21 protein-coding genes are annotated in these 24,639 nt (G+C 67.6%); 10 read left to right on the plus strand and 11 right to left on the minus strand.

Annotation, left to right across the window (positions count from 1 at the left end; all coding sequences use genetic code 11):
* Nucleotides 1-37: 37 nt before the first annotated feature.
* From B551_RS18815 to B551_RS18855, 9 genes are all read left to right on the plus strand, one after another.
* Nucleotides 38-583, plus strand: a complete 546-nt coding sequence (locus B551_RS18815) for a TlpA disulfide reductase family protein (RefSeq protein WP_006578237.1) — start codon at nt 38-40, stop codon at nt 581-583.
* Between the two features lie 330 nt (nt 584-913).
* Nucleotides 914-3,031 (plus strand): ATP-dependent helicase, encoded by a 2,118-nt coding sequence (locus B551_RS18820; protein ID WP_023264785.1) that lies wholly within the window; start codon nt 914-916, stop codon nt 3,029-3,031.
* A gap of 245 nt (nt 3,032-3,276) precedes the next feature.
* On the plus strand, nt 3,277-3,597 hold the full coding sequence (locus B551_RS18825; RefSeq protein ID WP_006578238.1) for a ferredoxin: 321 nt from the start codon (nt 3,277-3,279) through the stop codon (nt 3,595-3,597).
* 88 nt (nt 3,598-3,685) lie between these two features.
* Nucleotides 3,686-4,330, plus strand: coding sequence for an alpha/beta hydrolase (locus tag B551_RS18830; protein ID WP_006578239.1), 645 nt, complete (start codon nt 3,686-3,688; stop codon nt 4,328-4,330).
* A gap of 114 nt (nt 4,331-4,444) precedes the next feature.
* Nucleotides 4,445-5,650 (plus strand): D-alanyl-D-alanine carboxypeptidase family protein, encoded by a 1,206-nt coding sequence (locus B551_RS18835; RefSeq protein WP_023264786.1) that lies wholly within the window; start codon nt 4,445-4,447, stop codon nt 5,648-5,650.
* A gap of 23 nt (nt 5,651-5,673) precedes the next feature.
* Nucleotides 5,674-5,964, plus strand: coding sequence for a DUF493 family protein (locus tag B551_RS18840; RefSeq protein WP_023264787.1), 291 nt, complete (start codon nt 5,674-5,676; stop codon nt 5,962-5,964).
* Nucleotides 5,965-6,090: 126 nt separating this feature from the next.
* The gene (locus B551_RS18845; RefSeq protein WP_006578240.1) at nt 6,091-7,293 is read left to right on the plus strand and encodes a class I SAM-dependent rRNA methyltransferase; all 1,203 of its coding nucleotides are present in this window, start codon (nt 6,091-6,093) and stop codon (nt 7,291-7,293) included.
* Between the two features lie 324 nt (nt 7,294-7,617).
* Nucleotides 7,618-8,595, plus strand: a complete 978-nt coding sequence (locus B551_RS18850; protein WP_023264788.1) for a nitronate monooxygenase family protein — start codon at nt 7,618-7,620, stop codon at nt 8,593-8,595.
* A 111-nt stretch (nt 8,596-8,706) separates the two neighbouring features.
* A complete protein-coding gene (locus tag B551_RS18855; protein ID WP_006578241.1) occupies nt 8,707-9,129 on the plus strand; it encodes a YbaN family protein in 423 nt (140 codons plus the stop codon).
* Between the two features lie 22 nt (nt 9,130-9,151).
* On the opposite strand, the gene B551_RS18860 is transcribed toward B551_RS18855, so the two are convergent.
* The 7 genes from B551_RS18860 to B551_RS18890 all read right to left on the minus strand — a co-directional run bounded on the left by B551_RS18860 (nt 9,152) and on the right by B551_RS18890 (nt 17,965).
* Nucleotides 9,152-10,399, minus strand: coding sequence for a phenylacetate--CoA ligase family protein (locus B551_RS18860; protein WP_006578242.1), 1,248 nt, complete (start codon nt 10,397-10,399; stop codon nt 9,152-9,154).
* Between the two features lie 32 nt (nt 10,400-10,431).
* The gene (locus B551_RS18865; RefSeq protein ID WP_006578243.1) at nt 10,432-11,247 is read right to left on the minus strand and encodes an ABC transporter ATP-binding protein; all 816 of its coding nucleotides are present in this window, start codon (nt 11,245-11,247) and stop codon (nt 10,432-10,434) included.
* Between the two features lie 226 nt (nt 11,248-11,473).
* Nucleotides 11,474-12,811: an ABC transporter substrate-binding protein gene (locus tag B551_RS18870; RefSeq protein WP_023264789.1), complete on the minus strand. Its 1,338-nt coding sequence runs from the start codon at nt 12,809-12,811 to the stop codon at nt 11,474-11,476.
* Nucleotides 12,812-12,905: 94 nt separating this feature from the next.
* On the minus strand, nt 12,906-13,982 hold the full coding sequence (locus tag B551_RS18875) for a branched-chain amino acid ABC transporter permease (protein WP_006578244.1): 1,077 nt from the start codon (nt 13,980-13,982) through the stop codon (nt 12,906-12,908).
* A gap of 42 nt (nt 13,983-14,024) precedes the next feature.
* Nucleotides 14,025-14,939 (minus strand): branched-chain amino acid ABC transporter permease, encoded by a 915-nt coding sequence (locus B551_RS18880; protein ID WP_006578245.1) that lies wholly within the window; start codon nt 14,937-14,939, stop codon nt 14,025-14,027.
* 55 nt (nt 14,940-14,994) lie between these two features.
* A complete protein-coding gene (locus tag B551_RS18885; RefSeq protein ID WP_006578246.1) occupies nt 14,995-15,942 on the minus strand; it encodes an ABC transporter ATP-binding protein in 948 nt (315 codons plus the stop codon).
* 13 nt (nt 15,943-15,955) lie between these two features.
* Nucleotides 15,956-17,965 (minus strand): long-chain fatty acid--CoA ligase, encoded by a 2,010-nt coding sequence (locus tag B551_RS18890; protein WP_006578247.1) that lies wholly within the window; start codon nt 17,963-17,965, stop codon nt 15,956-15,958.
* 259 nt (nt 17,966-18,224) lie between these two features.
* Between B551_RS18890 and B551_RS18895 the strand changes: the two genes are divergently transcribed.
* On the plus strand, nt 18,225-18,893 hold the full coding sequence (locus tag B551_RS18895; protein ID WP_006578248.1) for a Crp/Fnr family transcriptional regulator: 669 nt from the start codon (nt 18,225-18,227) through the stop codon (nt 18,891-18,893).
* A gap of 10 nt (nt 18,894-18,903) precedes the next feature.
* Here B551_RS18895 and B551_RS18900 read toward each other — a convergent pair whose 3' ends face one another.
* From B551_RS18900 to B551_RS18915, 4 genes are all read right to left on the minus strand, one after another.
* Nucleotides 18,904-20,763, minus strand: a complete 1,860-nt coding sequence (locus B551_RS18900) for a hypothetical protein (protein WP_157072037.1) — start codon at nt 20,761-20,763, stop codon at nt 18,904-18,906.
* Between the two features lie 612 nt (nt 20,764-21,375).
* Nucleotides 21,376-22,236 carry a 3-hydroxybutyryl-CoA dehydrogenase gene (locus B551_RS18905; RefSeq protein WP_006578654.1) on the minus strand — a complete coding sequence of 287 codons (861 nt, stop codon included), beginning with the start codon at nt 22,234-22,236 and terminating at the stop codon, nt 21,376-21,378.
* A 71-nt stretch (nt 22,237-22,307) separates the two neighbouring features.
* Nucleotides 22,308-22,724 (minus strand): HIT family protein, encoded by a 417-nt coding sequence (locus B551_RS18910; protein WP_023264791.1) that lies wholly within the window; start codon nt 22,722-22,724, stop codon nt 22,308-22,310.
* A gap of 155 nt (nt 22,725-22,879) precedes the next feature.
* Nucleotides 22,880-24,639: methylmalonyl-CoA mutase family protein (locus B551_RS18915; RefSeq protein ID WP_023264792.1), on the minus strand; the 1,760-nt coding region annotated here is incomplete at its 5' end.

The following is a 24,639-nucleotide window of genomic DNA, read 5'->3' on the forward strand; positions in this document are numbered from 1 at the left end:
TAGAATGGCGGTTTCTCCCTCCTTCGGTCGGCCCATCATGACTTCGTCCGCCTCCCAACCGGAACGTCCCGCCTCTGCCCGCAAGCGCTGGCCGCTGGTCGCGGGCCTGCTGGTACTGGTCCTGCTCGGCTGGTTAGGCTACCGCGCGTTGACCCCGGCCCGGCACGCGCCGCAAGCGACCTTCGTGCTGCTGTCCGGCGAGCGCGTCAGCACCGCGCAGCTGCAGGGCAAGGTCTATATGGTCAACTTCTGGGCCACCAGCTGCACCACCTGCGTCAAGGAGATGCCGGACATGGTGCGCACCTATCAGCAGTTCAAGGACAAGGGCCTCGAGTTCGTCGCCGTGGCGATGAGCTATGACCCGCCGATGTACGTGACCAATTTCACCGAGACGCGCAAGCTGCCGTTCAAGGTCGCGCTCGATTCGGACGGCTCCGCGGCCAAGGCCTTCGGCGACGTGCAGCTGACGCCGACCACCTTCGTGGTGGACAAGGACGGGCGCATCCTGAAGCGCTATGTCGGCGAGCCGGAATGGGACAGCCTGCACAAGCTGCTGGACGAGGCACTGGGCAAGGCGGTTTGATGCGCTGACTGGGAAGGGGCGGCCGCGGTATGCCGGCGCCGCTTGCCCTCTCCCCAACCCTCTCCCGCAAACGGGAGAGGGAGAACCCAGTAGGCATTCGGCAAGGCTCTCGCGAAGGCGGGCGAGATAGCTGGCCGCAGGCGTTCGACAAGGCTGCCGGCTTGCTCCTCTCGCCCGCTCGCGAGAGGGGCCGGGGGAGAGGGCAACTCCGGCGCTACCACGCCAAAAGCGCCCCTCTCGCCCCTTCAACCATCCCCCGCTTGCCCAACACATCTGTATGGATATACAGTCTGCGGCGAACATTTCCGGTTTTCGCCCTCGCTCGCCACTGTGTCCGTCGCTCTCGCTCCTGCACCCGCCGCCGCCCCGGCCGACCCGGCCGATCCGGTCGACTATCTCGCCGCGCTCAATCCCGAGCAGCGTGAAGCGGTCGAGCACCCGACCGACCAGCCGCTGCTGATCATCGCCGGCGCGGGCTCGGGCAAGACCAATACGCTGGCGCACCGCGTCGCGCACCTGCTGCTGGGCGGCGCCGATCCGCGGCGCATCCTGCTGCTGACGTTCTCGCGGCGCGCCGCGGTCGAGATGGGCCGGCGCGTCGAGCGCATCGTCGACCAGGCCTTCGCCGCCCGCAACGGCGCCACGTCGTCGGCCAATCCTGGCCGCGCGGCGCTGCAATGGGCCGGCACCTTCCACGCGATCGGCGCGCGGCTGCTGCGCGAATACGCGGAGACGCTGGGCCTGTCGCCCTCGTTCACGATCAGCGACCGCGGCGATTCGGCCGACCTGATCAACGTGGTGCGGCACGACCTCGGCCTGTCGGCGCAGAACGCCCGCTTTCCGCGCAAGGAAACCTGCCTGGCGATCTATTCGCGCGTGGTCAACACGCAGTTGCCGCTCGAAGAGGTGCTGCAGCGCCAGTTCCCGCGCTACGCGATGTGGGTCGACGCGCTGCGCACGCTATTCGCCGGCTATGTCGAGGCCAAGCAGAAGCAGCAGGTGCTCGACTACGACGACCTGCTGCTGTACTGGGCACAGGCGCTGGCCGAGCCGGCGCTGGCGCGCGACATGGGCGAGCGCTTCGACCACGTGCTGGTCGACGAATACCAGGACACCAATGCGCTGCAGGCGGCGATCCTGCTGTCGCTCAAGCCCGACGGCCGCGGCCTGACCGTGGTCGGCGACGATGCGCAATCGATCTACGCGTTCCGCGGCGCCACCGTACGCAACATCCTCGACTTCCCGCACCGCTTCTCGCCACCGGCGGGACAGGTCACGCTGTCGCGCAACTACCGCTCGACGCAGCCGATCCTGGCCGCGGCCAACGCGGTGATCGGGCTGGCGGCCGAGCGCTTCACCAAGGACCTGTGGTCGGACCGCGCCAGCGCCGAGAAGCCCGGCGTGGTGGTGGTCAACGACGAGACCGAGCAGGCGCGCTTCGTGGTCGAGCGGATTCTCGCGCGGCGCGAGGAAGGGCTGGCGCTGATGGCGCAGGCGGTGCTGTTCCGTGCCGCCGACCACAGCGCGCAGCTCGAACTGGAGCTGGTCCGCCGCAACATTCCGTTCGTCAAGTTCGGCGGACTCAAATTCCTCGAGTCGACCCACGTCAAGGACATGCTGGCGGCGCTGCGCTGGCTCGAGAATCCGCGCGACCGCATGGCGGGCTTTCGCACGCTGCAGCTGATGCCGGGCGTCGGGCCCAAGACCGCGGCGCGCGTGCTCGACGGGCTGGAGCTCGCCAGCGATCCGCTGTTCGCACTGGAATCGTTCGAAGCGCCGCCGGCGGCCGCCGAGGCATGGACCGAACTGGTCGCGCTGGCGCGCGAGGCGATGGCCCCCGCGGCGGCATGGCCGGTCGACTTCGAACGCGTGCTGCGCTGGTACGAGCCGCATCTGGAACGGTTGCACGACGATGCCGCCGCGCGCGCCGCCGACCTGCAGCAGTTGGCGCGCATCGCCGCGACCTACGGCTCGCGCGAACGCTTCCTGACCGAGCTGACGCTGGACCCGCCCGATGCCTCCAGCGACGAATCGGGCGTGCCGCTGCGCGACGAGGACTATCTGATCCTGTCGACGATCCATTCGGCCAAGGGCCAGGAGTGGAAGGCGGTCTACGTGCTGAACGCGGTCGACGGCTGCCTGCCGTCGGATCTCGCCACCGGCACCACCGAGGAGATCGAGGAAGAGCGCCGGCTGCTCTATGTCGCGATGACGCGCGCACGCGACCATCTCGATATCGTGGTGCCGCAGCGCTTCTACGTGCATCAGCAGCCCGGCATGGGCGACCGCCACGTGTATGCGTCGCGCACGCGCTTCCTGCCCAATCGCGTGATGCCGCATTTCCACAGCCGCGCGTGGCCGCCGCCTCCGCCGGTCGACGCGGCGCCCCAGCGCGCGTCGCTGCCGGCGGTCGACCTGGCCGCGCGGATGCGCAATATGTGGCGATGAGCCGGCCGTAGGGGCCGTAGCGCGGGCGTAGCCTGCGGACACCCGTTACGCCGGGCCTGCGACGCGGGCGTCGGACCGGCGCTTGTTGTGCGCCATAGCTAACTCCCGCCACGGCGGCGCCCTGCAGACGCCGCCATGCGGTCGAAACGGCCCCCGGCTCGCCGTATAATTCCGAGCTTCCCACCGTTCCGACCGGCGCCCAGCCGCCCGCGCGGCCCAGCCGAGCGTGCCGCGCCCTCCCACGCATGAGCAGCTACTACCAGCACCACGTCTTCTTCTGCCTGAATCAGCGCGAGCCGGGCGAAAACTGCTGCGCCAACCACAACGCCAAGGCGATGCAGGAATACGCCAAGAAGCGCTGCAAGGAGCTGGGCATCGCCGGCGGCGAGGGCCGCGTGCGGATCAACAAGGCGGGCTGCCTGAACCGCTGTGAACTCGGTCCGGTACTGGTGGTCTACCCGGAGGCCGTTTGGTACACATTCGTCGACGAGCAGGACATCGACGAAATCATCGACAGCCATCTGATCCACGGCAAGCCGGTCGAACGCCTGATGGTGGATCGCTGAGCGCCGCGCTCGGACCGCATCCGTCGCCATCCCGCTGCCAGCCGCCGCCCACGCTCCCTTTCGTTCCCGGATTTCCGCCCTTCCTGCCATGAACGCGCATACCCAGGTACTCACCGTTGCCGGACCCGCCGGCGCGATCGACGTGTCGGTCGACCTGCCGCAGGCCGCCCCGGTGCGCGGCCTTGCGCTGGTCGGCCACCCGCATCCGCTGTTCGGCGGCACCAAGGACAACAAGGTCGCGCAGACGCTGGCCCGTGCCTTCGTGCAGCTGGGCTACGCCACCGTGCGGCCGAACTTCCGCGGCGTCGGCGGCACCGCCGGCGAGCACGACAACGGCCAGGGCGAGCAGGACGATCTGCTGGCGGTGATCGACTGGATGCGCCAGCAGCGCGACTGGTCCGCCGACGCGGCCACGCTGCCGCTGGCGCTGGCCGGCTTCTCGTTCGGCAGCTTCGTCGTCAGCCATGTGGCGCGGCGCCTCGCCGAGGCCGGCACGCCGGCCGAACGGCTGGCGATGGTCGGCACCGCGGCCTCGCGCTGGCAGGTCGCCGACGTTCCCGCCGACACCATCGTGATCCACGGCGAGCAGGACGAGACCGTGCCGCTCGCCAGCGTGCTCGACTGGGCGCGGCCGCAGGAGCTGCCGGTCACGGTGATTCCCGGCGCCGACCATTTCTTCCATCGCAAGCTGCATCTGATCAAGCAGCTCGTCGTCAATGCGTGGCAGCGCTGAGCCCGGGCATTGAGCGGGCGGCCACGGCGATCCGTGGCCGCCGCTCCATGCCCCGCCGCCACGTCCGCGTGGCGGCGCGACGCTGCCCTTTCTTTCTTGTCGGAACCTGAAAACATGTTCAATCAAGCTTCGCCGCTGTTCTCCCACCGCATCGCCCATACCCTGCTGGCCAGCGCCGCCGTGCTCGCGCTCGCCAGCGCACCGCTGACGGTGCGCGCGCAGGCCGTGCCGATGCCGCAGGTGGCAGCCAAGGCGTGGATGCTCTACGACGTCACCAGCGGGCAGGCGCTCGGCTCGCAGAATGCCGACGCCCGCATCGAGCCGGCTTCGCTGACCAAGATCATGACCGCCTACCTGGCCTTCCAGGCGCTGAAGGAAAAGCGGCTGACGCTGGACCAGGCCGTGGTGCCGACCAATGTCGTTCTGAAGGTCAAGAGCGACGAGTCGCGCATGTTCATCGAGCCGAACAAGCCGGTCACGGTGCAGGACCTGCTGATGGGCCTGATCGTGCAGTCGGGCAACGACGCCGCGCTGGCACTGGCCGAGGCCGTTGGCGGCTCCGAGGAAGGCTTCGTCGCGATGATGAACCGCGAGGCCCAGCGCATGGGCATGAAGAGCACGCACTTCACGAATACCGACGGCATTCCCGACCCGAACCACTACACCACCGCGGCCGATCTGGCGATCCTGACGACGCGCCTGATCCAGGACTTCCCCGAGTACTACGGCATGTACTCGCAAAAGGAGTTCACCTATAACAAGATCAAGCAGCCCAACCGCAACCGCCTGCTGTACATCGATTCGACCGTGGACGGCGTCAAGACCGGCCACACCCGCTCGGCGGGCTACTGCCTGATTTCCTCGGCCAAGCGCCCGCTGGCCAACGTGCCGAACGGCTCGCGCCGCCTGATCTCGATCGTGATCGGCACCACCAGCGAACAGGTCCGCACCCAGGAAAGCCTGAAGGTGCTGAACTACGGCTTCCAGTTCTTCGACACGCTGCGCCTCTACGACAAGGGCCAGGTACTGGCCACGCCGGACATCTACAAGGGCAGCAACGACACCATCAAGATCGGCGTCCGCGACGAGACCTACGTCACCGTGCCCAAGGGCACCGCGGGCCGTCTGAAGCCGGTGCTGGAGCGGCAGGAGCTGCTGGTGGCGCCGATCTCGGCCGGCCAGCAGGTCGGCACCGTCAAGCTGATGGACGGCACCACCAAGGTGGCGGAATTCCCGGTGGTCGCGCTGGAGGAGGTGCCGGAGGCCGGCTTCTTCGGCCGCATCTGGGACACCATCCGCCTGTGGTTCAAGCGCAAGTAACAAGCAACAAGGAGGCCGCCGCCATGAGCGCCGACAACACCGACAACGGGTCCGACCGGCCTTCGCTGATCGAGTACCCGAGCGATTTCCCCATCAAGGTGATGGGCGCGATGCAGGATGGCTTCGCCGAGGCCATCGTCACGCTGGTGCAGGAATTCGATCCGGGCTTCCACGCCGGCAAGATGGAGATGCGCCCGTCGCGCAACGGCAACTATCTTGGCCTGACCGTGACGGTCTGGGTCACCAGCCGCGAGCAGCTCGACGACCTGTATCGCGCGCTGACCGCGCATCCGATGGTCAAGGTGGTGCTGTAACGCCTTCGGCCTTGGCCACTGCTGCCGCCCTCCCCCCCCCCGGCCCCTCTCCCGCAGGCGGGAGAGGGGAGCCACCCGCGCGGTGAATCTCGAGGCCGCCGATGCGCGGTCCCTCTTCCCTGAATCATGAATACCCTGACCCTGAAGCCCGGCAAGGAGAAGTCCCTGCTGCGCCGCCATCCCTGGATCTATGCGACCGGCGTCGACCGCGTCGAGGGCCGCGCCGAGCCAGGCGCCACCATCACCGTACGCGCCGCCGACGGCCGCTTTCTCGCCAAGGCCGCCTACAGTCCGCACTCGCAGATCCGCGCACGCGTCTGGACCTTCGACGAGAACGAGCCGGTCGACCATGCGCTGATCAAGCGCCGCGTCGCCGCGGCGGTCGCCCATCGCCGCCAGTGGGTCAGCGACAGCGACGCGGTGCGGCTGGTGTTCGGCGAGGCCGACCGTCTGCCCGGGCTGGTGGTCGACTACTACGGCGCCGGGCGCGGCGCCGAGCAGGCGCAACTGGTCTGCCAGTTCAATGCCGCCGGCGTCGAGCAGTGGAAGGACGCGATCGTGCAGGCGCTGGTCAGGGAGACCGGTTGCCCCAACGTCTACGAGCGCTCCGACGCCGCGGTGCGCGAGCGCGAAGGGCTGGAGCTGGTGACCGGCGTGCTGGCCGGCGCCGACCCCGACCCCGAGCTGTCGGTGACCGAGCATGGCGTGCGCTACTACGTCGATGTCCGCAACGGCCACAAGACCGGCTTCTATGTCGACCAGCGCGACAACCGCAAGCTGGTCGGCGACCTCGCCGAAGGGCGCGAGGTGCTGAACTGCTTCTGCTACACCGGCGGCTTCTCGCTGGCGGCGCTGCGCGGCGGCGCGGCGTCGGTCGTGTCGATCGATTCGTCGGGCGAGGCGCTGAAGATTGCCGAGGGCAATGTCGCGCTGAACGGCTTCGATGCGGGCCGTGCGACGTGGCTCGACGCGGACGTGTTCAAGTCGCTGCGGCAGTTCCGCGCCGAGGGCCGGCAGTTCGACCTGATCGTGCTGGATCCGCCCAAGTTCGCGCCGTCGGCCCAGCATATCGACCGCGCCGCGCGCGCCTACAAGGAAATCAATCTGGTCGGCATGCAGCTGCTGCGGCCGGGCGGTCTGCTGTTCACCTATTCATGCTCGGGCGCGATCGGCATGGAGCTGTTTCACAAGATCGTGGCCGGCGCCGCCACCGACGCGCGCGTCGATGCGCGCATCCTGCAGCGGCTGTCGGCCGGCACCGACCATCCGATGCTGGCGGCCTTCCCCGAGGGCGAATATCTGAAGGGGCTGCTGCTGCAGCGGGTGTAGGCACGTCCGGGCGCAACCCGTTGCACCGACGCTTTTGCCGCTTCACCGAGACGTCACCGGGTCGTCCCCGGATCGTCATATTGCCGCTCTACCATGCCGTTGACGGTTCCGGCATTGGCAGGTGCCCGCCGTCGATGTATCAGTCTTCGTGGTAATTGCCCCGCCCCGGACGCGGGGCTTTTTTTTGGTTCATCGCCGATTACCGGGCGCTAGACTGGGGCCTCTACCGTTGCCCTACCGTCGCCTCGCGCAGCTTTCCTATAATCGAACGATCGTTCAAAAAAAGCCGGTGCCACGCATCGCTTCCGAGGTCCAGGAGACACCATGCCCGCCGCCAAACAGATTCCCGCCGCCCTGCAGAACCTGACGCTGCCCGTGATCGCGTCGCCGATGTTCATCGTCAGCTATCCCGAACTGGTGCTGGCGCAATGCAAGGCCGGCATCGTCGGTTCGTTTCCGGCGCTGAACGCGCGCCCGGCCGAGCTGCTCGACGAATGGCTGACGCAGATGCAGCAGGAACTGGCGGCGTTCCGCGCGGCCAACCCCGACGCCACGGTCGGGCCCATTGCGGTCAACCAGATCGTGCATGCGTCGAATGCCCGGCTGGAGCAGGACGTGCGCGTCTGCGTCGAGCACAAGGTGCCGATCTTCATCACCTCGCTGCGCGCGCCGGTCAAGGAGATGATCGACGCGGTGCACAGCTATGGCGGCATCGTGCTGCACGACGTGATCAACCTGCGCCATGCCGAGAAGGCGATCGAGGCCGGCGTCGACGGCCTGATCCTGGTCGCGGCCGGTGCCGGCGGGCATGCCGGCACGCTGTCGCCGTTCGCGCTGGTCGGCGAGGTGCGGCGCATCTTCGACGGCCCGATCGCGCTGTCGGGCTCGATCGCCACCGGGGACGCGGTGCTGGCGGCGCAGGCGATGGGCGCCGACTTCGCCTATGTCGGCACGCGCTTCATCGCTTCGCAGGAAGCGCATGCCAGCGAGGCCTACAAGCGCTCGATCACCGATGCGGCCGCCGCCGACATCGTCTACACCAACCTGTTCACCGGCGTGCACGGCAACTACATCCGCGAGAGCATCCTCAATTCGGGGCTCGATCCGGAAAACCTGCCGCAGGCCGACAAGAGCAAGATGGACTTCTCCAGCGGCAGCTCGAAGGCCAAGGCGTGGAAGGACATTTGGGGCGCGGGCCAGGGCGTCGGGCAGATCGACGCGATCCAGTCGGCCGGCGAGATTGTCGCGCGGATGAAGGCCGAGTACGATGCGGCCAAGGCACGCCTGTGCGCCGCCTGCTGACCGCCTCCGCCACCGCGGACGCGGTCGTCCCCGCAGACCGCTGGAGATTCCCCGCTGGATAAACCCCCTGTCGTCATTGCCGAGGTCCGGCGCAGCCGCCGCGAACGCCTGGTGCGCGCGGCCTGGGCCACGCTCGGCATCGTCTGCATGGTGCTGGCGGTGCTCGGCATCTTCCTGCCGGTGCTGCCCGCCACGCCGTTCGTGCTGCTGGCCGCGGCCTGCTTCGCGCGCGGCTCCGAACGCTTCCACGACTGGCTGATGAGCCATCCCCGGCTCGGGCCGATCGTGCACGACTGGCAGCGCCACCGCAGCATCCCGCTGCGCGCCAAGATCCTGGCGATCGGGATGATGTGGATCTCGCTGCCGACCACGGCCTGGCTGCTGCGCGCCAGGCCGGCATTCTCGATCGCGCTGCTGGCGATCGGCGTCGTGGCGACGGCCTATCTGCTGTACCTGCCGACCCGGCCGCGCGGCGGCTATGGGCCCGCATCGGCCGCGCCGCCGGCCGATCCGGAACCGCCGCGGCGCCGCTGAACGCGCGCCCCGTTGGACGCGCTCAGTCGTAGCTGCGCGCGTCCTCGATGACCTTGCCGTCCTGCGGCAGCGAACCGGCCGGCACGAACTTCACCTCGCCCTTGAGCCGCATCACGTCGCGCATCGACACGGCGATCGCATCGGCCAGCCCTTGATCGTCCCGCGTGGCGTCGCAATGCAGCGTCATCACGTCCGCGCCCGGCGCGCCGGTCACCACCAGCCGCACGGCGCGCAGCTCGGGATGGCGGCGCATCACCTCCCCGATCTGGCCCGGATGGACGAACATCCCCTTGACCTTGGTGGTCTGGTCGGCGCGGCCCAGCCAGCCGCGCAGCCGGATATTGGTGCGCCCGCAGGGGCTCGGCGTCGTCGACGAGCCCGGCACGACGGCGGACAGGTCGCCGGTGCCGAAGCGGATCAGCGGATAGTCCTCGTTGCCCAGCACCGTGACCACCACTTCGCCGACCTCACCCTCCGGCATCGGCCGCGTGCCACCCGGTTCGACGATCTCGACCAGCACGCCCTCGTCGACCACCCAGCCGTCGGCGCCCTCGCTCTCATAGGCGATCAGCCCGACATCGGCGGTGCCATACATCTGGTGCACCTTGATGCCGCGCTCGACGAACCACGCGCGCAGCGAAGGCGGCAGCGCCTCGCCCGACACCAGCGCCTTGGCCAGGCTGCATGGCTGGCCGAGCTCGGCGCCGCGTTCGAGCAGGATCTTCAGGAAGGACGGCGTGCCGGCGTAGGCCGCGGGCCGCAGCATCGACAGCGCCTGCACCTGCGATTCGGTCTGGCCGACGCCGGCCGGAAACACGCAGCAGCCCAGCCGGTGCGCACCGGTTTCCATCATCATGCCGGCCGGCGTGAAGTGATACGAGAAGGTGTTGTAGACCAGCTCGCCGCGGCGAAATCCTGCGGCGAACATCGCACGCGCGGTGCGCCACCAGTCGGGCCCGTGGCCGTCGGGTTCGTGCAGCGGCCCGGGCGATTGGTAGATATGGCGCAGCGCGCCCAGCGGCGTCGCGTTGAGCCCGCCGAGCGGACCGCTGGCCTGCTGCAGCGCGCCGAGCTGCGCCTTGCGCGTGACCGGCAGCGCGGCCAGCGCCTCGCGCGAGGTCAGCGCCCGCGGATCGACATCGCGCAGCGCCTCGGCGAAGTACGGCGCGTGCGTTCTGGCATGCGCGACCTGGCGCGACAGCGCGGCCAGCAGGGACTGTTCGCGCGCGGCGGGGTCGCGCGTCTCGAGAGCGTCGAAGTGTTCTGACATGGGTGACGGATGTCGTTAAGGATGGTTGCCGCTCAGGCGAGCCAGCGCTTGCGCCGGCGGTAGCTCTTGACGTCGCGGAACGACTTGCGGCCGCCGCCGTCGGCATCGTTGGCGGCCACGCCGAGGTAGAACTCCTTGACGTCCTCGTTGGTGCGCAGCGCCTCGGCGGCGCCATCCATCACCACGCGGCCGTTCTCGAGGATGTAGCCGTAGTCGGCATAGCGCAGCGCGACCATCGTGTTCTGCTCGGCCAGCAGGAAGCTGACGCGCTCGCGCTGGTTCAGGTCGCGCACGATCTCGAAGATCTCCTCGACGATCTGCGGCGCCAGCCCCATCGACGGCTCGTCGAGCAGCACCATGTTGGGCTTGGCCATCATGGCCCGGCCGATCGCGCACATCTGCTGCTCGCCGCCCGAGGTATAGCCGGCCTGCGACTTGCGCCGGGTCTTCAGGCGGGGGAAGTAGGTGTAGATCTTGTCGAGCTCGTCGCGCGTTTCGCCGCGCGAGAGCCCGCGCGTATAGGCGCCGGTCAGCAGGTTTTCCTCGATGGTCAGGTGAGCGAAGCAGTGCCGGCCTTCCATCACCTGGATCACGCCGCGCTTGACCAGATCGTTCGGCGTCAGCTGGTCGACGCGCGCGCCGCGGTATTCGATCGACCCCTTGGTCACGTCGCCGCGCTCGGCGCGCAACAGGTTCGAGATCGCCTTCAGCGTGGTGGTCTTGCCCGCCCCGTTGGCCCCCAGCAGCGCGACGATGCTGCCCTCCGGCACGTCGAGCGACACGCCCTTGAGCACCAGGATCACGTGGTCGTAGATCACTTCGATGTTGTTGATGGACAGCAGGGTCATGGTGACCTCGGTAGTGATATCGCGCGCGATGGTGTCGGCGGACTGGGCGCACGCATGCCCTGGGGTCTTCTCCCCTCTCCCGCTTGCGGGAGAGGGGCGGGGGAGAGGGCAAGGGCGATGGCCATGCCTGCGCGCCCGAAAACCACCTCCCTCTCCCCGGCCCTCTCCCCCTGAGGGGGAGAGGGGGAACACCCGCCTGTTCAGCGGAACGCGCGGGATCGGCCCATCACGACTTCGCGCAAGCCGGCGTGATGCCCTTCTCCTTCGCGTACTGCGCCGCGTTGGCCTTGAACAGCGGGTGGATCAGGCTCTTGTTGCCCTCGATCCAGTCCGACACCACGGTCCACTTGGCGCCGTCCCATTGCTGGATCTTGACCTTGCCCGAACCCTCGTGGTTTTCGCAGCTGGTCTTGATCTCCGGCAGCAGGCCGGTGGCGCCGAGCTGCTGCAGCCGCGCGTTGGTCAGGTTCAGGTTCTCGAAGGCCCAGCGCATCTGCTCGCCGCTCATCGGCTTGCCCTTGCCGAACTTGTTCTGCGCGACGCGAATGGCCTCGACCGTGACCACCGCCGCCGACACGCCGCGGTTGTACAGCACCGAGCCGATCTTGTTGCGGTCCTGCATATTGCCCTTGCCGCCGCCGTAGACCACCTTCTCGATATCGGCGATCAGCGGCACGCCCTTGCCGGCCACGTTCCAGGTCGCGCTCATGTAGCCCTTGGCGGCGTCGCCCGCGGGCACGGTGTCTTCCTCGGAGCCGGCCCACCACGAGCCGATCATCTTGTCGCGCGGATAGCCGACCTTCTGCGCGGCCTTCAGCGCGGTCTGGTTCATCACGCCCCAGCCCCAGAAGATCACGTAGTCGGGCCGCTCCTGGCGGATGCGCAGCCATTGCGCGCCCTGCTCGTTGCCCGGATGCGCGACCGGGATCTCGATCAGGTCGAACTTGCCGAGCTTGGCCTCGGCCTGCAGCGCGACGATCGGCTCCTTGCCATAGGCCGAGTCGTGGTACAGGTAGACGATCTTCTTGCCGGCCAGCGAACCGCCGCTCTTGCCGGCCAGGTACTTGACGATCGCCGAAACCTGCATCTGGTAGGTCGTCACCAGCGGGAAGGCGTAGGGGAACACCGAGCCGTCCACCGCGTCGGTGCGGCCATAGCCCATCATCACCAGCGGCACCTTGTCGGCCGCCGTCTTGTCGACCAGCGCGTACGAGATGCCGGTCGACATCGAATGGTAGGCGGTGCCCTTGGTGGTCGGGTTCTTGCCCTTCAGGCGCTCATAGCATTCGACGCCCTTGGCGTTGTTGTACTCGGTCTCGCACTCTTCCCAGCTGAGCTTGACGCCGTTGACGCCGCCTTCCTTCAGGTTGACGTAGTTCAGATAGTCGATAAAGCCGCCGTACCAGGACTGCCCGTTGGCGCCATACGGCCCGACCCGGTAGCTCGGCAGCGCGATGAACTGCTCGCCGCTCTGGGCCTGCGCCGGCAGCGCCGGCACCAGCAGCGCGGCGGCCGCGCCGACTGCCAGCGCGACGCGCTGGGCATTGCGAATCAGGTTGCTCATCACTGTCTCCTTCACCTTGGCAGGTGCATTGTTATGGCGTTGTTGTCCAACGACCCGTTTGCATGACACCGACGCGTGCCCCGTCGACACGGCGTCAATGCGGGAACGGCCACAGCCGCAGCTTCTCCTTGCCGATCTGCCACAGCCGAGCCAGGCCGTGCGGCTCGACGATCAGGAAGAAGATGATCAGGCCGCCGAACACCATCATCTGGATGTGCGAGACCGTCGCATTGGTGAACGGCAGGTGCAGCAGCGCGGCCAGCGGCGGCAGCATGTTGTCGAGCAGGATCGGCAGCAGCAGGATGAACGCGGCGCCGAGGAAGGAACCGAGGATGCTGCCGACGCCGCCGATGATGATCATGAACAGCACGCGGAACGACAGGTCCAGCGAGAAGCCGTCCGGCTCGACCGAGCCCAGGTAGCAGAACGCGTACAGCGCGCCGGCCACGCCGCAGTAGAACGAGCTGACGGCGAAGGCCAGCAGCTTGGTGCGCATCAGCGGAATGCCGATGACCTCGGCCGCCACGTCCATGTCGCGCACCGACATCCATGCGCGTCCGGTCGACGAGCGCACCAGGTTCTTGGCGATCAGCGCCAGCACCGTGACGATCGCCAGCACGAACAGGTACTTGCGCATCGGCGTGTCGATCGGCAGGCCGAACAGGTCCAGCTGCTGCGCGGTGATCACGCCCGACGAGCTGTTGTTCGAGAACCAGGGGAACTTGGTCAGCGCCCACACCACGAAGAACTGCGCGGCCAGCGTCGCCACCGCCAGATAGAAGCCCTTGATCCGCAGCGAGGGCAGGCCGAAGGCCACGCCGACCAGGGCGGCCGACAGCCCGGCCAGCACGAACGTCAGCAGCACCGGCAGTCCCTCGATGCGCAGCTGGAAGTTGTAGGCCGCGTAGGCGCCGACCGCCATGAAGGCCGCGGTGCCCAGCGACAGCTGGCCCGCGTAGCCGGTCAGGATGTTCAGCCCCAGCGCGGCCAGCGAGAAGATCAGGAAGGGGATCAGGATCGCCGAGAACCAGTACTCGCTGCCGATCAGCGGCACGCCGACGAAGGCGAGCGCGAGCAGCACGGCGAAGCCGATGCGGTCCTGCCGGATCGGAAAGATCTGGCTGTCGGCGACATAGTCGGTCTTGAACTGGCCGGCTTCACGATAGAACATGGGCGACTCCCTGGCGTCGTGCCGCTGGATCGTTGGGGACCGTCACACGCGGTCGATATGCTTTTCGCCGAACAGCCCCTCGGGCCGCACCAGCAGGAACAGCAGCGCGAACACATAGGGGAACCAGCCCTCGATGCCGCCGAAGTTGCCGCCGAACATCGACTGGAACACCGGCGGGATATAGATCTCGGCCAGCTTCTCCGAGGCGCCGATGATCAGCCCGCCGACGATCGCGCCCGGCACCGAGGTGAAGCCGCCGAGGATCAGCACCGGCAGTGCCTTCAGCGCGGTCAGCGTCAGCGCGAACTGCACGCCATTGCGCGAGCCCCACAGCATGCCGGCCACCAGCGCGACGAAGCCGGCCACGCCCCAGACGATGGCCCAGATGTTCTGCAGCGGAATGCCCAGCGACAGCGCGGCCTGGTGGTCGTCGGCCACCGCGCGCAGCGCGCGGCCGACCTTGGTGTACTGGAAGAACAGCGCCAGCGTGGCGACCAGCACGCCGGCGATCGCCGCCGCGGCCAGGTCGAACTTCGAGATCACGATATTGAAGCGGGTCAGGATCGCCTCGATCGGCTCGTCGACGATGCCCAGCTGGATCGGCCGCACCTCGTTGCCGAACAGCAGCGGCCCCAGCCCCTCGAGGAAGAACGACAGGCCGATGGTCGCCATGAACAGCGTGATCGGCGGCTGGTTGACCAGCTTGCGCAGCACGAAGCGTTCGGTGCCGATGCCGACCAGCGTCATCACGAAGAAGGCGCCGATCACGGCCGCCCACATCGGCATGCCCTTGTCCATCAGCCCGACCACGGCCAGCGCGGCGAAGTAGACCATCGCGCCCTGCGCGAAATTGAACACGCCGGAGGCCTTGTAGATCAGCACGAAGCCGAGCGCCACCAGCGAGTACATCAGCCCGGACAGCAGTCCGCCGAGCAGGATTTCGAAGAAGAAGGTCATCGGCGTGGCCTCGGTGAAGGACAGGAGTCAGCGTTGCGCAAGTGGGCGATGCCGTTCAGTGCGACGCGCCCAGGTAGGCGCGGATCACCTCGGGGTTGGACTTGACCTGCTCGGGCGTGCCGTCGCCGATCTTCTTGCCGTAGTCGAGCACCACCACGCGGTCGGAGATGTCCATCACCACGCCCATGTCGTGCTCGATCAGCACGATGGTGGTGCCGAACTGCTGGTTGACGTCCAGGATGAAGCGGCACATGTCCTGCTTCTCCTCGACGTTCATGCCCGCCATCGGTTCGTCCAGCAGCAGCAGCGAGGGCTCCGCCGCCAGCGCGCGCGCCAGTTCGACGCGCTTCTGCAGGCCGTAGGGCAGGCGCCCCACCGGCGTCTTGCGGATCGACTGGATCTCGAGGAAGTCGATCACCTCCTCGACCTTGCGCCGGTGCGCGATCTCCTCGTTGCGGGCCGGTCCCCACCACAGCGCGTTGGCCAGCAGCCCGGAGCGAAAGCGCGTGTTGCGCCCGGTCATGATGTTGTCGAGCACGGTCATGCCCTTGAACAGCGCGATGTTCTGGAACGTGCGGGCGATGCCCTGGCGCGCGGCGGCGGTCGGATGCATCTTGCGCCGCTCCTCGCCGCGGAACACGATGCGTCCCTGCTGCGGGTGATAGACGCCGTTGATCACGTTCAGCATCGAACTCTTGCCGGCGCCGTTCGGGCCGATGATCGCGCGGATCTCGTGCTCCCGGACGTCGAACGAGATGTCGGTCAGCGCCTTGACGCCACCGAACGACAGCGAGATATGCTGCAGATCGAGGATCACCTCGCCATGCCGCGTCGCTGTCGCCCCTGTCGCACGCTGGTTCGACTTCGACTCCGCCTCGATCGCCACGCCGCCTTCGGCCAGCGGCTCGCCGGCTTGCTGTGTCCCGGGCCCTGCCCCTGCGCCGGACCATTCAGGCGAGCCGTCGGCCCGCCGCTCCACGCCTTGCCACGCCATCTGCGTCATCCTCCTGCCCCTGCTATGCCGCTTGCTCGGCGGGCGTCGCGGCGCCGACCTGCGTTGCCGTCGCGGCCTGCGCCGCTGCCGCCGGCGGGAAGCGCCGGGCATCCACCAGTTTCAGCGTCGCGCTGACGCTGCCTTCGCGCCCGTCCTCGAACTTGACGCGCGTCTCGATGAACTGCTCCGCGCGGCCGGCATACAGCGCGTCGATCAGCACCGCGTACTTCTCCGCGATGAAGCCGCGGCGCACCTTGCGCGTGCGGGTCAGTTCGTCGTCGTCCGGATCGAGCTCCTTGTGCAGGATCAGGAAGCGCGCGATCTGCGAGCCGGACAGCGCCGGATCCTTGGCCAGGTCCGCATTGACCTGCTCCACGCATCCGGTGATCAGCTCGATCACCTGCGGCTGCGCGGCCAGGTCGATATAGCCCGCGTACGGCAGATGGCGCCGTTCGGCCCAGTTGCCGACCGCCTCGAAGTCGATGTTGACGAAGGCGCAGACGCGGTCGCGGCCGGTGCCGAACGCCACCGCCTCCTTGATGTAGGGGAAGAACTTGAGCTTGTTCTCGATGTACTTGGGCGCGAACATCGAACCGTCGGCCAGCTTGCCGACGTCCTTGGCGCGATCGATGATCTTCAGATGGCCGTCGGCGTCGATCACGCCGGCGTCGCCGGTCATGAAGTAGCCGTCGTCGTTGATCGCCTCGCGCGTCGCATCGTCGCGCTTGTAGTACGCCTTGAGCAGACCCACGCCGCGCACCAGCACCTCGCCGTTGTCGGCGATGCGGATCTCCATGCCGGGCGCGGCCGGGCCGACCGAGTCGAACTTGACCTGGCCGTCGGGCTGCAGGCAGACATAGGCGCAGGTCTCGGTCTGGCCGTAGAACTGCTTCAGGTTGATGCCGATCGAGCGATAGAAGCGGAACAGGTCCGGGCCGATCGCCTCGCCCGCGGTATAGGCCACGCGGATGCGGCTCATGCCGAGCACATTGCGCAGCGGGCCGTAGACCAGCCATTCGCCGAGCGCGTAGCGCATCCGCTCGAGCAGCGGCACCGGACGGCGATCCAGGATGTCCGCGCCGCAGCGGCGCGCCACGGCCATGGCCCGGTCGAACAGCTTGCGCTTGAGCCAGCCGGCATCCTCCATGCGGATCATCACCTGCGTCAGCAGGCTTTCGTAGATGCGCGGCGGCGCGAAGTAATAGGTCGGACCGATCTCGCGCAGATCGGTCATCACGGTCTCGCGCGACTCGGGGCAGTTGACGGTAAAGCCCGCGGCCAGCGCCTGCGCGTACGAGAACAGGTTGTCGCCGACCCAGGCCATCGGCAGGTACGACAGCACATCGTCGTCGGGGCCGAGCCGGTCGAATTCGCAGCCATGCATCGCCGCGCCGATCAGGCCGCGGTGCGAATGGCAGACGCCCTTGGGCTTGCCGGTGGTGCCCGAGGTGTACAGGATGATCGCCGTATCGTCCGGATCGCCGGCCGCCACGGCCTGGTCGAAGAAGCCCGGATGCGCGCGGTCGTATTCGCGGCCGATCTCCTGCAGGCGCTCATACGACATCAGCGACGGATGGTCGTAGTCGCGCAGCCCGCGCGGGTCTTCATAGATCAGGTGGCGCACCGCACCGCCCTGCGCGGCCAGGTCCTGCTCGACCTCGAGCAGCTTGTCGACCTGCTCCTGGTCCTCGACCACCGCGAACGCGATCTCGGCGTCGCGCAGCACGTAGACCATTTCGCTGGCGATCGCGTCCTGATACAGCGGCACCGGCACGCCGCCCAGCGCCTGGGCGGCGGTCATGGCCCAGTACAGCCGCGGACGGTTGTCGCCGACCACCGCCAGGTTCATGCCGCGGCCGAAGCCGAGCGCCGCCAGCCCGCAGGCCAGTGCGCGTACCTCTTGCGCCGCCTGCGACCAGCTGCTCGTCTGCCAGATACCGAGATCCTTCTCGCGATAGGCCGGATGATCCGGCCGCTGCTGCGCATGCGCCAGCAGCAGTCGCGGGAAGGTCGTTGCCGACCTGTCCTGCATCGCTGTCTCCTGTCCCTCCGGCGGGTGGGTTCCCGCCGGTGCCAAGCGCCGGTGCCGATCGTTATACTTGCCGCTGGTCGCCCGCCGGCCAGACGGCCGCGGCGCGCCAGGGATATCGTGGCCGCGCCTTTGCGCGCGGGTCGGTCCGTGGTGAACGTAAGATAGCCGATGCCCCTCCCCCCGGTTGTCACGTCGGTGACAATTCCGGGTTAATCCCTAGCGGAGTCCTCGCCGGACTCCCGACCGGAGCCTAGCAGGCATGCTCAACGACTTTCTGGACCGGTGCATCTGGGCCGCCGACCTCAGCGACGAACAGCGCCAGCGGGTGCGGCAGGCCATGTTCGTGCGCGAATACAACCCCGGCGACTACGTCTGCCACAAGGGCGAGATGGCCGAGCACTGGCTCGGCGTGCTGGAGGGGATCGTCAAGATCACGACGGTGTCGCCATCGGGCAAGTCGGTGACCTTCACCGGCGTGCCGACCGGCGGCTGGTTCGGCGAAGGGGCCGCCCTCAAGCAGGAGATCCGCAAGTACGACGTGATGGCGCTGCGCCATTCGCGCATCGCCTTCCTGCCGCGGGAGACCTTCCAATGGCTGCTCGATACCAGCCTGCCGTTCACGCGCTTCCTGCTGACGCAGCTCAACGAGCGGCTCGGCCAGTTCATCGCCGCGGTCGAATACGAGCGGCTGCTCGATATCGACTCGCGCGTCGCGCGGGCGGTGTCGTCGCTGTTCAACGAGCACCTGTATCCGGGCATCGGCACCAAGCTGGAAATTTCGCAGGAAGAGATCGGACTGCTGGCCGGCATTTCGCGGCAGCGGGCGAACCAGGCCCTGAAGGTATTGGAGCAGCAAGGCCTGGTTCGGGTCGACTATGGCGAGATCGAGGTGCTCGATCTCGAAGGATTGCGCCAGTACGGCGAGTGAGGCATCGGATTCAGACCGGCGCCGTTTGCCCGGCTGGCACCCGTTCGGGCAGCGGCGGCGCGGACGGCGGCACCGTGGCAGGCGTGGAAGATGTGGCAGGTGTGGAAGCCGTGGAGGACGTGGAAGCCGTGGAGGACGTGGAAGCCGTGGAGGACGTGGAAGACGTGGAAGACGTGGAGGAAGGCGATGCGGCTGGCTGCTGAGGGTTCGGCGATTTGCCCTTGTCCACCGGATGCCGCTGCGGGCGATCGTTCGGCTTGCGCGGCGCGTCCAGGTCAAACTGATGCAAGGACTCGAACTTGCCGTCGGTGTAGACCGTGACGGGCTTTTCGCAGTCCGTCTCCGCCACCGTGGCGACCGGGGGGACCACGGACTTCAGTTCCTGCCTCAGCACGTACGCCGCGGCCTGTTGCGGCGAGATCGGCTGCTCGGCGATCGGACCGGAAACCACCTCGATCTCGTCGGCCACGACGACGCGCTCCGCGGACGGTCCCCCGGCACCGCCTGCCCCGGCCGCTTCGCCCGCCCAGCGATGGAGGTAGCCGCAGGTCGTATTGCCGATTCGCAGACTGGACGTCAGCCTGAGCAACAGCTCGGTCGGCACGTCTTCTTCGGCTTTCCACTCGAAGGCAAATTGGCTCTGTAGCCGGCGCACGCTGTCGTGGAGCAGCGGAACGATCTCCCTCTGGTAGAACTGGCCCAGCGAAACGTCGAATACCGTCTGATGCAATGCCTTGGCATCGCCTTCGATATGTTTGGGCACCTCGGCCAGGCGGATGGTCTTCCATGCCCACTTCGCCAGGCTCGGCCGTCCCTGCGGCACGAAGCGCAACGCCTCGCCATCCTTGCGCGATGCGACCGCCAGCACCTCCTCGTGAGTCCGCTCGCCCGAGATCCAATCGAGCAGCCCCGGCTTGCGGGTGAAGCGCGCCAGTCGCACGCCCTCGGGCAAGGCCGCGCCAGCCGGGCGGTCGTCGTGCAGCGCCTGCGCCGCGGCGGCCGACACACCGCGTTCCTGCACGACCTGGCGCACGAACGCGGCGAGCCGCTGTCCGGCGACAAAGGGCTTGGCCTTCTGCTGGATCGCCTCGATCAGGCTCGCGCGTGCATCGAGCACCGCGGATACGATCCGATCGGCCTTGTCGCGGCACACCCCATTGAGGATCGCCTGGAAGCGCTGTGCCGCGCAAGCCCGGCACGACGCCATGGCTTCGTCGACGGCGCGGGCCAGGGCCCGCCGCGTCGCCCGCGTCGACTCCGGGCTGCCATCCTTCTTGACCGTGCAGATCAGCAGCGGCCTGACTTCGTGATTCTCGTTATCCGACAGGATGCCGCGCGCCCACTGTTCCAGCAGCCGCGGGGCTTCGTCCTCGATCGTCGCGACCATGAAACGGCCCATCAGTTCGGCCATGTTCCGGTAACCGCAATCCTCTCGGTCACCCCTGGCGATCGACAGCAAGCGCTCCATGTCGCGGCGGGCGCGCTGCTTGCGCTCGGGCGAGCCGCTACCCCGGGCGTGCAGCCGGAACTCGATGGCATCGCCTCCGCTCTTGAACGACAGCACCAGGATGTCGTCCTCGATCCTGGACTTGCCGCGATCGATCTGTTCCAGGCTCACCGGACCTTCTTCGGGACAGCGGATCCATGCGTCGATTTCTCCCGGGTTCAGCGATACCAGCGTCCCCAGCGCGCGCTCGGAGATCGGGCGCCGGTTCGACGCCGCCTGGCCGCGCCGTTCGGCCGCGCCGGCTTCGGCGAGCGGTGCCTCGAAGCCCGGCCACAGCTCTTCGACAACGCGATCGGCATGCCCGCGCAGGCCCTTGACCAGGCCCGCCGTGATGGTGGATCCGCTGCGCAGCGCCCGCTCCATCCTGCGCGTGCTGCTGCGGAAGAACAGATAGTCCATCAGCTGCCGGATCCGCGTCTGCACCAACGATTCGCCGTTCTCGAACTGGCGCTCGATGCATAGCCGCCGTGTCTGTCCCTTGGTAACCAGCTTCAGCGTGAAGATCTCCTCGCCGATCTGGAATCGGCCGCTCGGCTCCGGCCCACTGGCCTTCTGTCCGAGGACGCGCGCCACGAAGTCGCCTGGATTGCTTCGCACGTGCTGGTAGTACTGATCGTACGTCGTCTTTTTCACCTGTCCGATAAACGTCGCCATGACTTTCGATCCTCATAGGGTGAGTGGAGGCGGTCATCGTACGGATCGCGACGAGGCCACTTTTCGGAAAGCGACCGATTCTTTGTCGATGGAAATGGCACCACGCGGCGGGCACGGAGCGCGAAGCGTCATTCGCGCGTACTCGTGCTCGTGCAGGACGCGGATGGTGGAGAGGACAGGGGAAACGAAGCGAGAGGAAGTTCGGGAAGACGAGGCGGACGGGCACAGGGAAAGACGCGAACCGGCACGCGGGCCGGTCCGCGGAGCAGCCGATCGGTGGGTTATCGGCCGTACTTCAGCGGTACTTCAGCGGCCGGTGCGTCAGCGGCTCTGGCTGTAGACGTAGACGCCGCGTCCCGTCTTGCGCCCGAGGTAGCCGGCGGCCACCATCTCGCGCATCAGCATCGCCGGCCGGTACTTCGGATCGGCGAACTCGGCATACAGCACCTCCATCACCGCCAGCATCGTGTCGAGCCCGATCATGTCGGCCAGCGCCAGCGGGCCGATCGGATGATTGCATCCGAGCTTCATGCCCTCGTCGATCTCTTCGGGCGAGGCCAGGCCCTCGCCGAGCACGCAGAAGGCCTCGTTGATCATCGGGCAGAGGATGCGGTTGACGACGAAGCCCGGGCTGTTCTTCACCGTGATCGGATACTTGCCGAGCTGCTTCGACAGCTGCTCGACCGCCGCGTGCGTGGCGTCGCTGGTCTGCAGGCCGCGGATCAGCTCGACCAGCGCCATCATCGGCACCGGGTTGAAGAAATGCATGCCGATGAAGCGCTCGGGCCGGTTGATCGCCGCGGCCAGCTTGGTGATCGAGATCGACGAGGTATTGGACGCGACGATGGTGTCGTCGCCGACCAGCGCATCGATTTGCTTCAGGATCTTGAGCTTGAGCTCGTAGTTCTCGGTGGCGGCCTCGATCACGATCTGCGCGGCCTTCAGGTCCTCGTACGCGGTCGAGCCGCGCACGCGCGCGAGCGCGGCGTTCTTGTCGGCCTCGGTGATCTTGTCCTTCTTGATCAGCCGGTCCAGGCTGCCGGCGATCGTGGCGATGCCCTTGTCGACCGCGCCCTGGCTGATATCGACCATCACGACATCGAGCCCGACCACCGCGCATGCCTGCGCGATGCCGTTGCCCATGGTGCCTGCGCCGATGATGCCGACGGTGTGGATTGTCATGCTGTCTCCCTGCTTGCGAATGGAATAGGAATGGATCGGGGATGGAGGTGCAGTCGGGCCGCGCGCGGGCGTCAGCCCAGCGCCGCGATGATGCGCGCCGCGTGCTGCTGCAGCACGGCCGGATCCTGCGGCTCGCTCGCGTGGCCGCGCAGCGGGCGGTCGGCGTAGCGCGGCACGATATGGAAATGCACGTGCGGCACGGTCTGGCCGGCGGCGGCGCCGTTGAACTGGCCGATCGACAGGCCGTCCGGTTCGAACGCGTCCCGCACCGCGCGCGCGATGCGCTGGGTCGTGCGGATCGCGGCCTGCGCGGCGCCTTCCGACAGCTCGAACAGCTCGGCGGCGGCCTCCTTGGGCAGCACCAGCACGTGGCCGTCGGACTGCGGCATGATGTCCATGAAGGCCAGCGTGTCGGCGTCCTCGTAGACCTTGTGGCAAGGCAGCTCGCCTCGCAGGATTCGGGCAAAGATATTGTTCGGGTCGTACACCGTGAGCTCCGGTTCGGGAATGCGTGGCGGCGGCAATGCGGCGCCGCCTGCGAGTTTAACGCACGGTCGTGCGAAATTGCGGCGCGCGACGATGGCCGCGGAAAACGACAGCGCCGGGCACGGCGGCCCGGCGCTGTCGTGCCGTTCGGCAAGCGCTACATGTTGCGTCGATACTGTCCGCCGACCTCGAACAGCGCATGCGTGATCTGCCCGAGCGAGCAGACCCGCACCGCGTCCATCAGCACCGCGAACACGTTCTCGTCGTCGATCACCGCCTGGCGCAGCCGCGCCAGCATCGCCGGTGCCTCGTCGGCATGGCGGGCGTGGAAGTCCTGCAGCCGTTGCAGCTGGCTCTGCTTCTCGTCCTCGCTGGAGCGTGCCAGCTCCAAGGTGGCCGGGGTCGGATCGCCGTCGGGATTGCGGAAGGTGTTGACGCCGATGATCGGCAGCGAGCCGTCGTGCTTGCGCTGCTCGTAATACATCGACTCTTCCTGGATCTTGGCGCGCTGGTAGCCGGTCTCCATCGCGCCGAGCACGCCGCCGCGCTCGGCGATCCGCTCGAACTCCTGCAGCACCGCCTCCTCCACCAGGTCGGTCAGCTCCTCGATCAGGAAGCTGCCCTGGTTGGGGTTCTCGCACTTGGCGACGCCCCATTCGCGATTGATGATCAGCTGGATCGCCAGCGCACGCCGCACCGATTCCGCCGTCGGCGTGGTGATGGCCTCGTCGTAGGCGTTGGTATGCAGCGAATTGCAGTTGTCGTAGATCGCGATCAGCGCCTGCAGCGTGGTGCGGATGTCGTTGAAGTCGATCTCCTGCGCGTGCAGCGAGCGGCCCGAGGTCTGGATGTGGTACTTCAGCTTCTGGCTGCGCTCGTTGGCGCCGTACTTGTCGCGCAGCGTGACGGCCCAGATGCGGCGCGCGACGCGGCCCAGCACGCTGTACTCCGGATCCATGCCGTTCGAGAAGAAGAACGACAGGTTGGGCGCGAAGTCGTCGATATGCATGCCGCGCGCCAGATAGGCCTCGACATAGGTGAAGCCGTTGGCCAGCGTGAAGGCCAGCTGCGAGATCGGATTCGCACCGGCCTCGGCGATGTGATAGCCGGAGATCGACACCGAGTAGAAGTTGCGCACCTGATGATCGACGAAGTACTGCTGGATGTCGCCCATCACCTTCAGCGAGAACTCGGTCGAGAAGATGCAGGTGTTCTGGCCCTGGTCCTCCTTCAGGATGTCGGCCTGCACGGTGCCGCGCACGTTCTGCAGCACCATCGCGCGGATCTTCGCGGCCTCGCCGGCATCGGGCTCGCGGCCCTGCTCGCGGCGAAAGCGCTCGAGCTGCTGGTCGATCGCGGTATTCATGAACATCGCGAGGATCGCCGGCGCCGGGCCGTTGATCGTCATCGACACCGAGGTCTGCGGATCGATCAGGTCGAAGCCGTCGTACAGCACCTTCATGTCGTCGAGCGTCGCGATCGAGACGCCCGAATTGCCGACCTTGCCGTAGATGTCGGGACGCAGGTCCGGATCCTCGCCGTACAGCGTCACCGAATCGAATGCCGTCGACAGCCGCTTGGCCGGCATGCCTTCGGAGACCAGCTTGAAGCGGCGATTGGTGCGGAAGGCATCGCCCTCGCCGGCGAACATCCGGGTCGGATCCTCGTTCTCGCGCTTGAACGGAAAGACGCCCGCGGTGTAGGGGAAATAGCCCGGCAGGTTCTCGCGCATCAGCCAGCGCAGCAGCTCGCCCTCGTCGGTGAAGCGCGGCAGCGCCACCTTGCACAGGCGTGTGCCCGACAGCGTGGTGGTGACGAGGCCGGTGCGCAGCTCCTTGCCGCGGATCGTGACCACATGCTCTTCGCCGCTGTAGGCCTCGCGCAGCGCGGGCCAGCCCGCCAGCAGCGCGCGCTCGG

Origin of the sequence: Cupriavidus sp. HPC(L), from assembly GCF_000307735.3 — a bacterium.
Taxonomy (GTDB): Bacteria; Pseudomonadota; Gammaproteobacteria; order Burkholderiales; family Burkholderiaceae; genus Cupriavidus.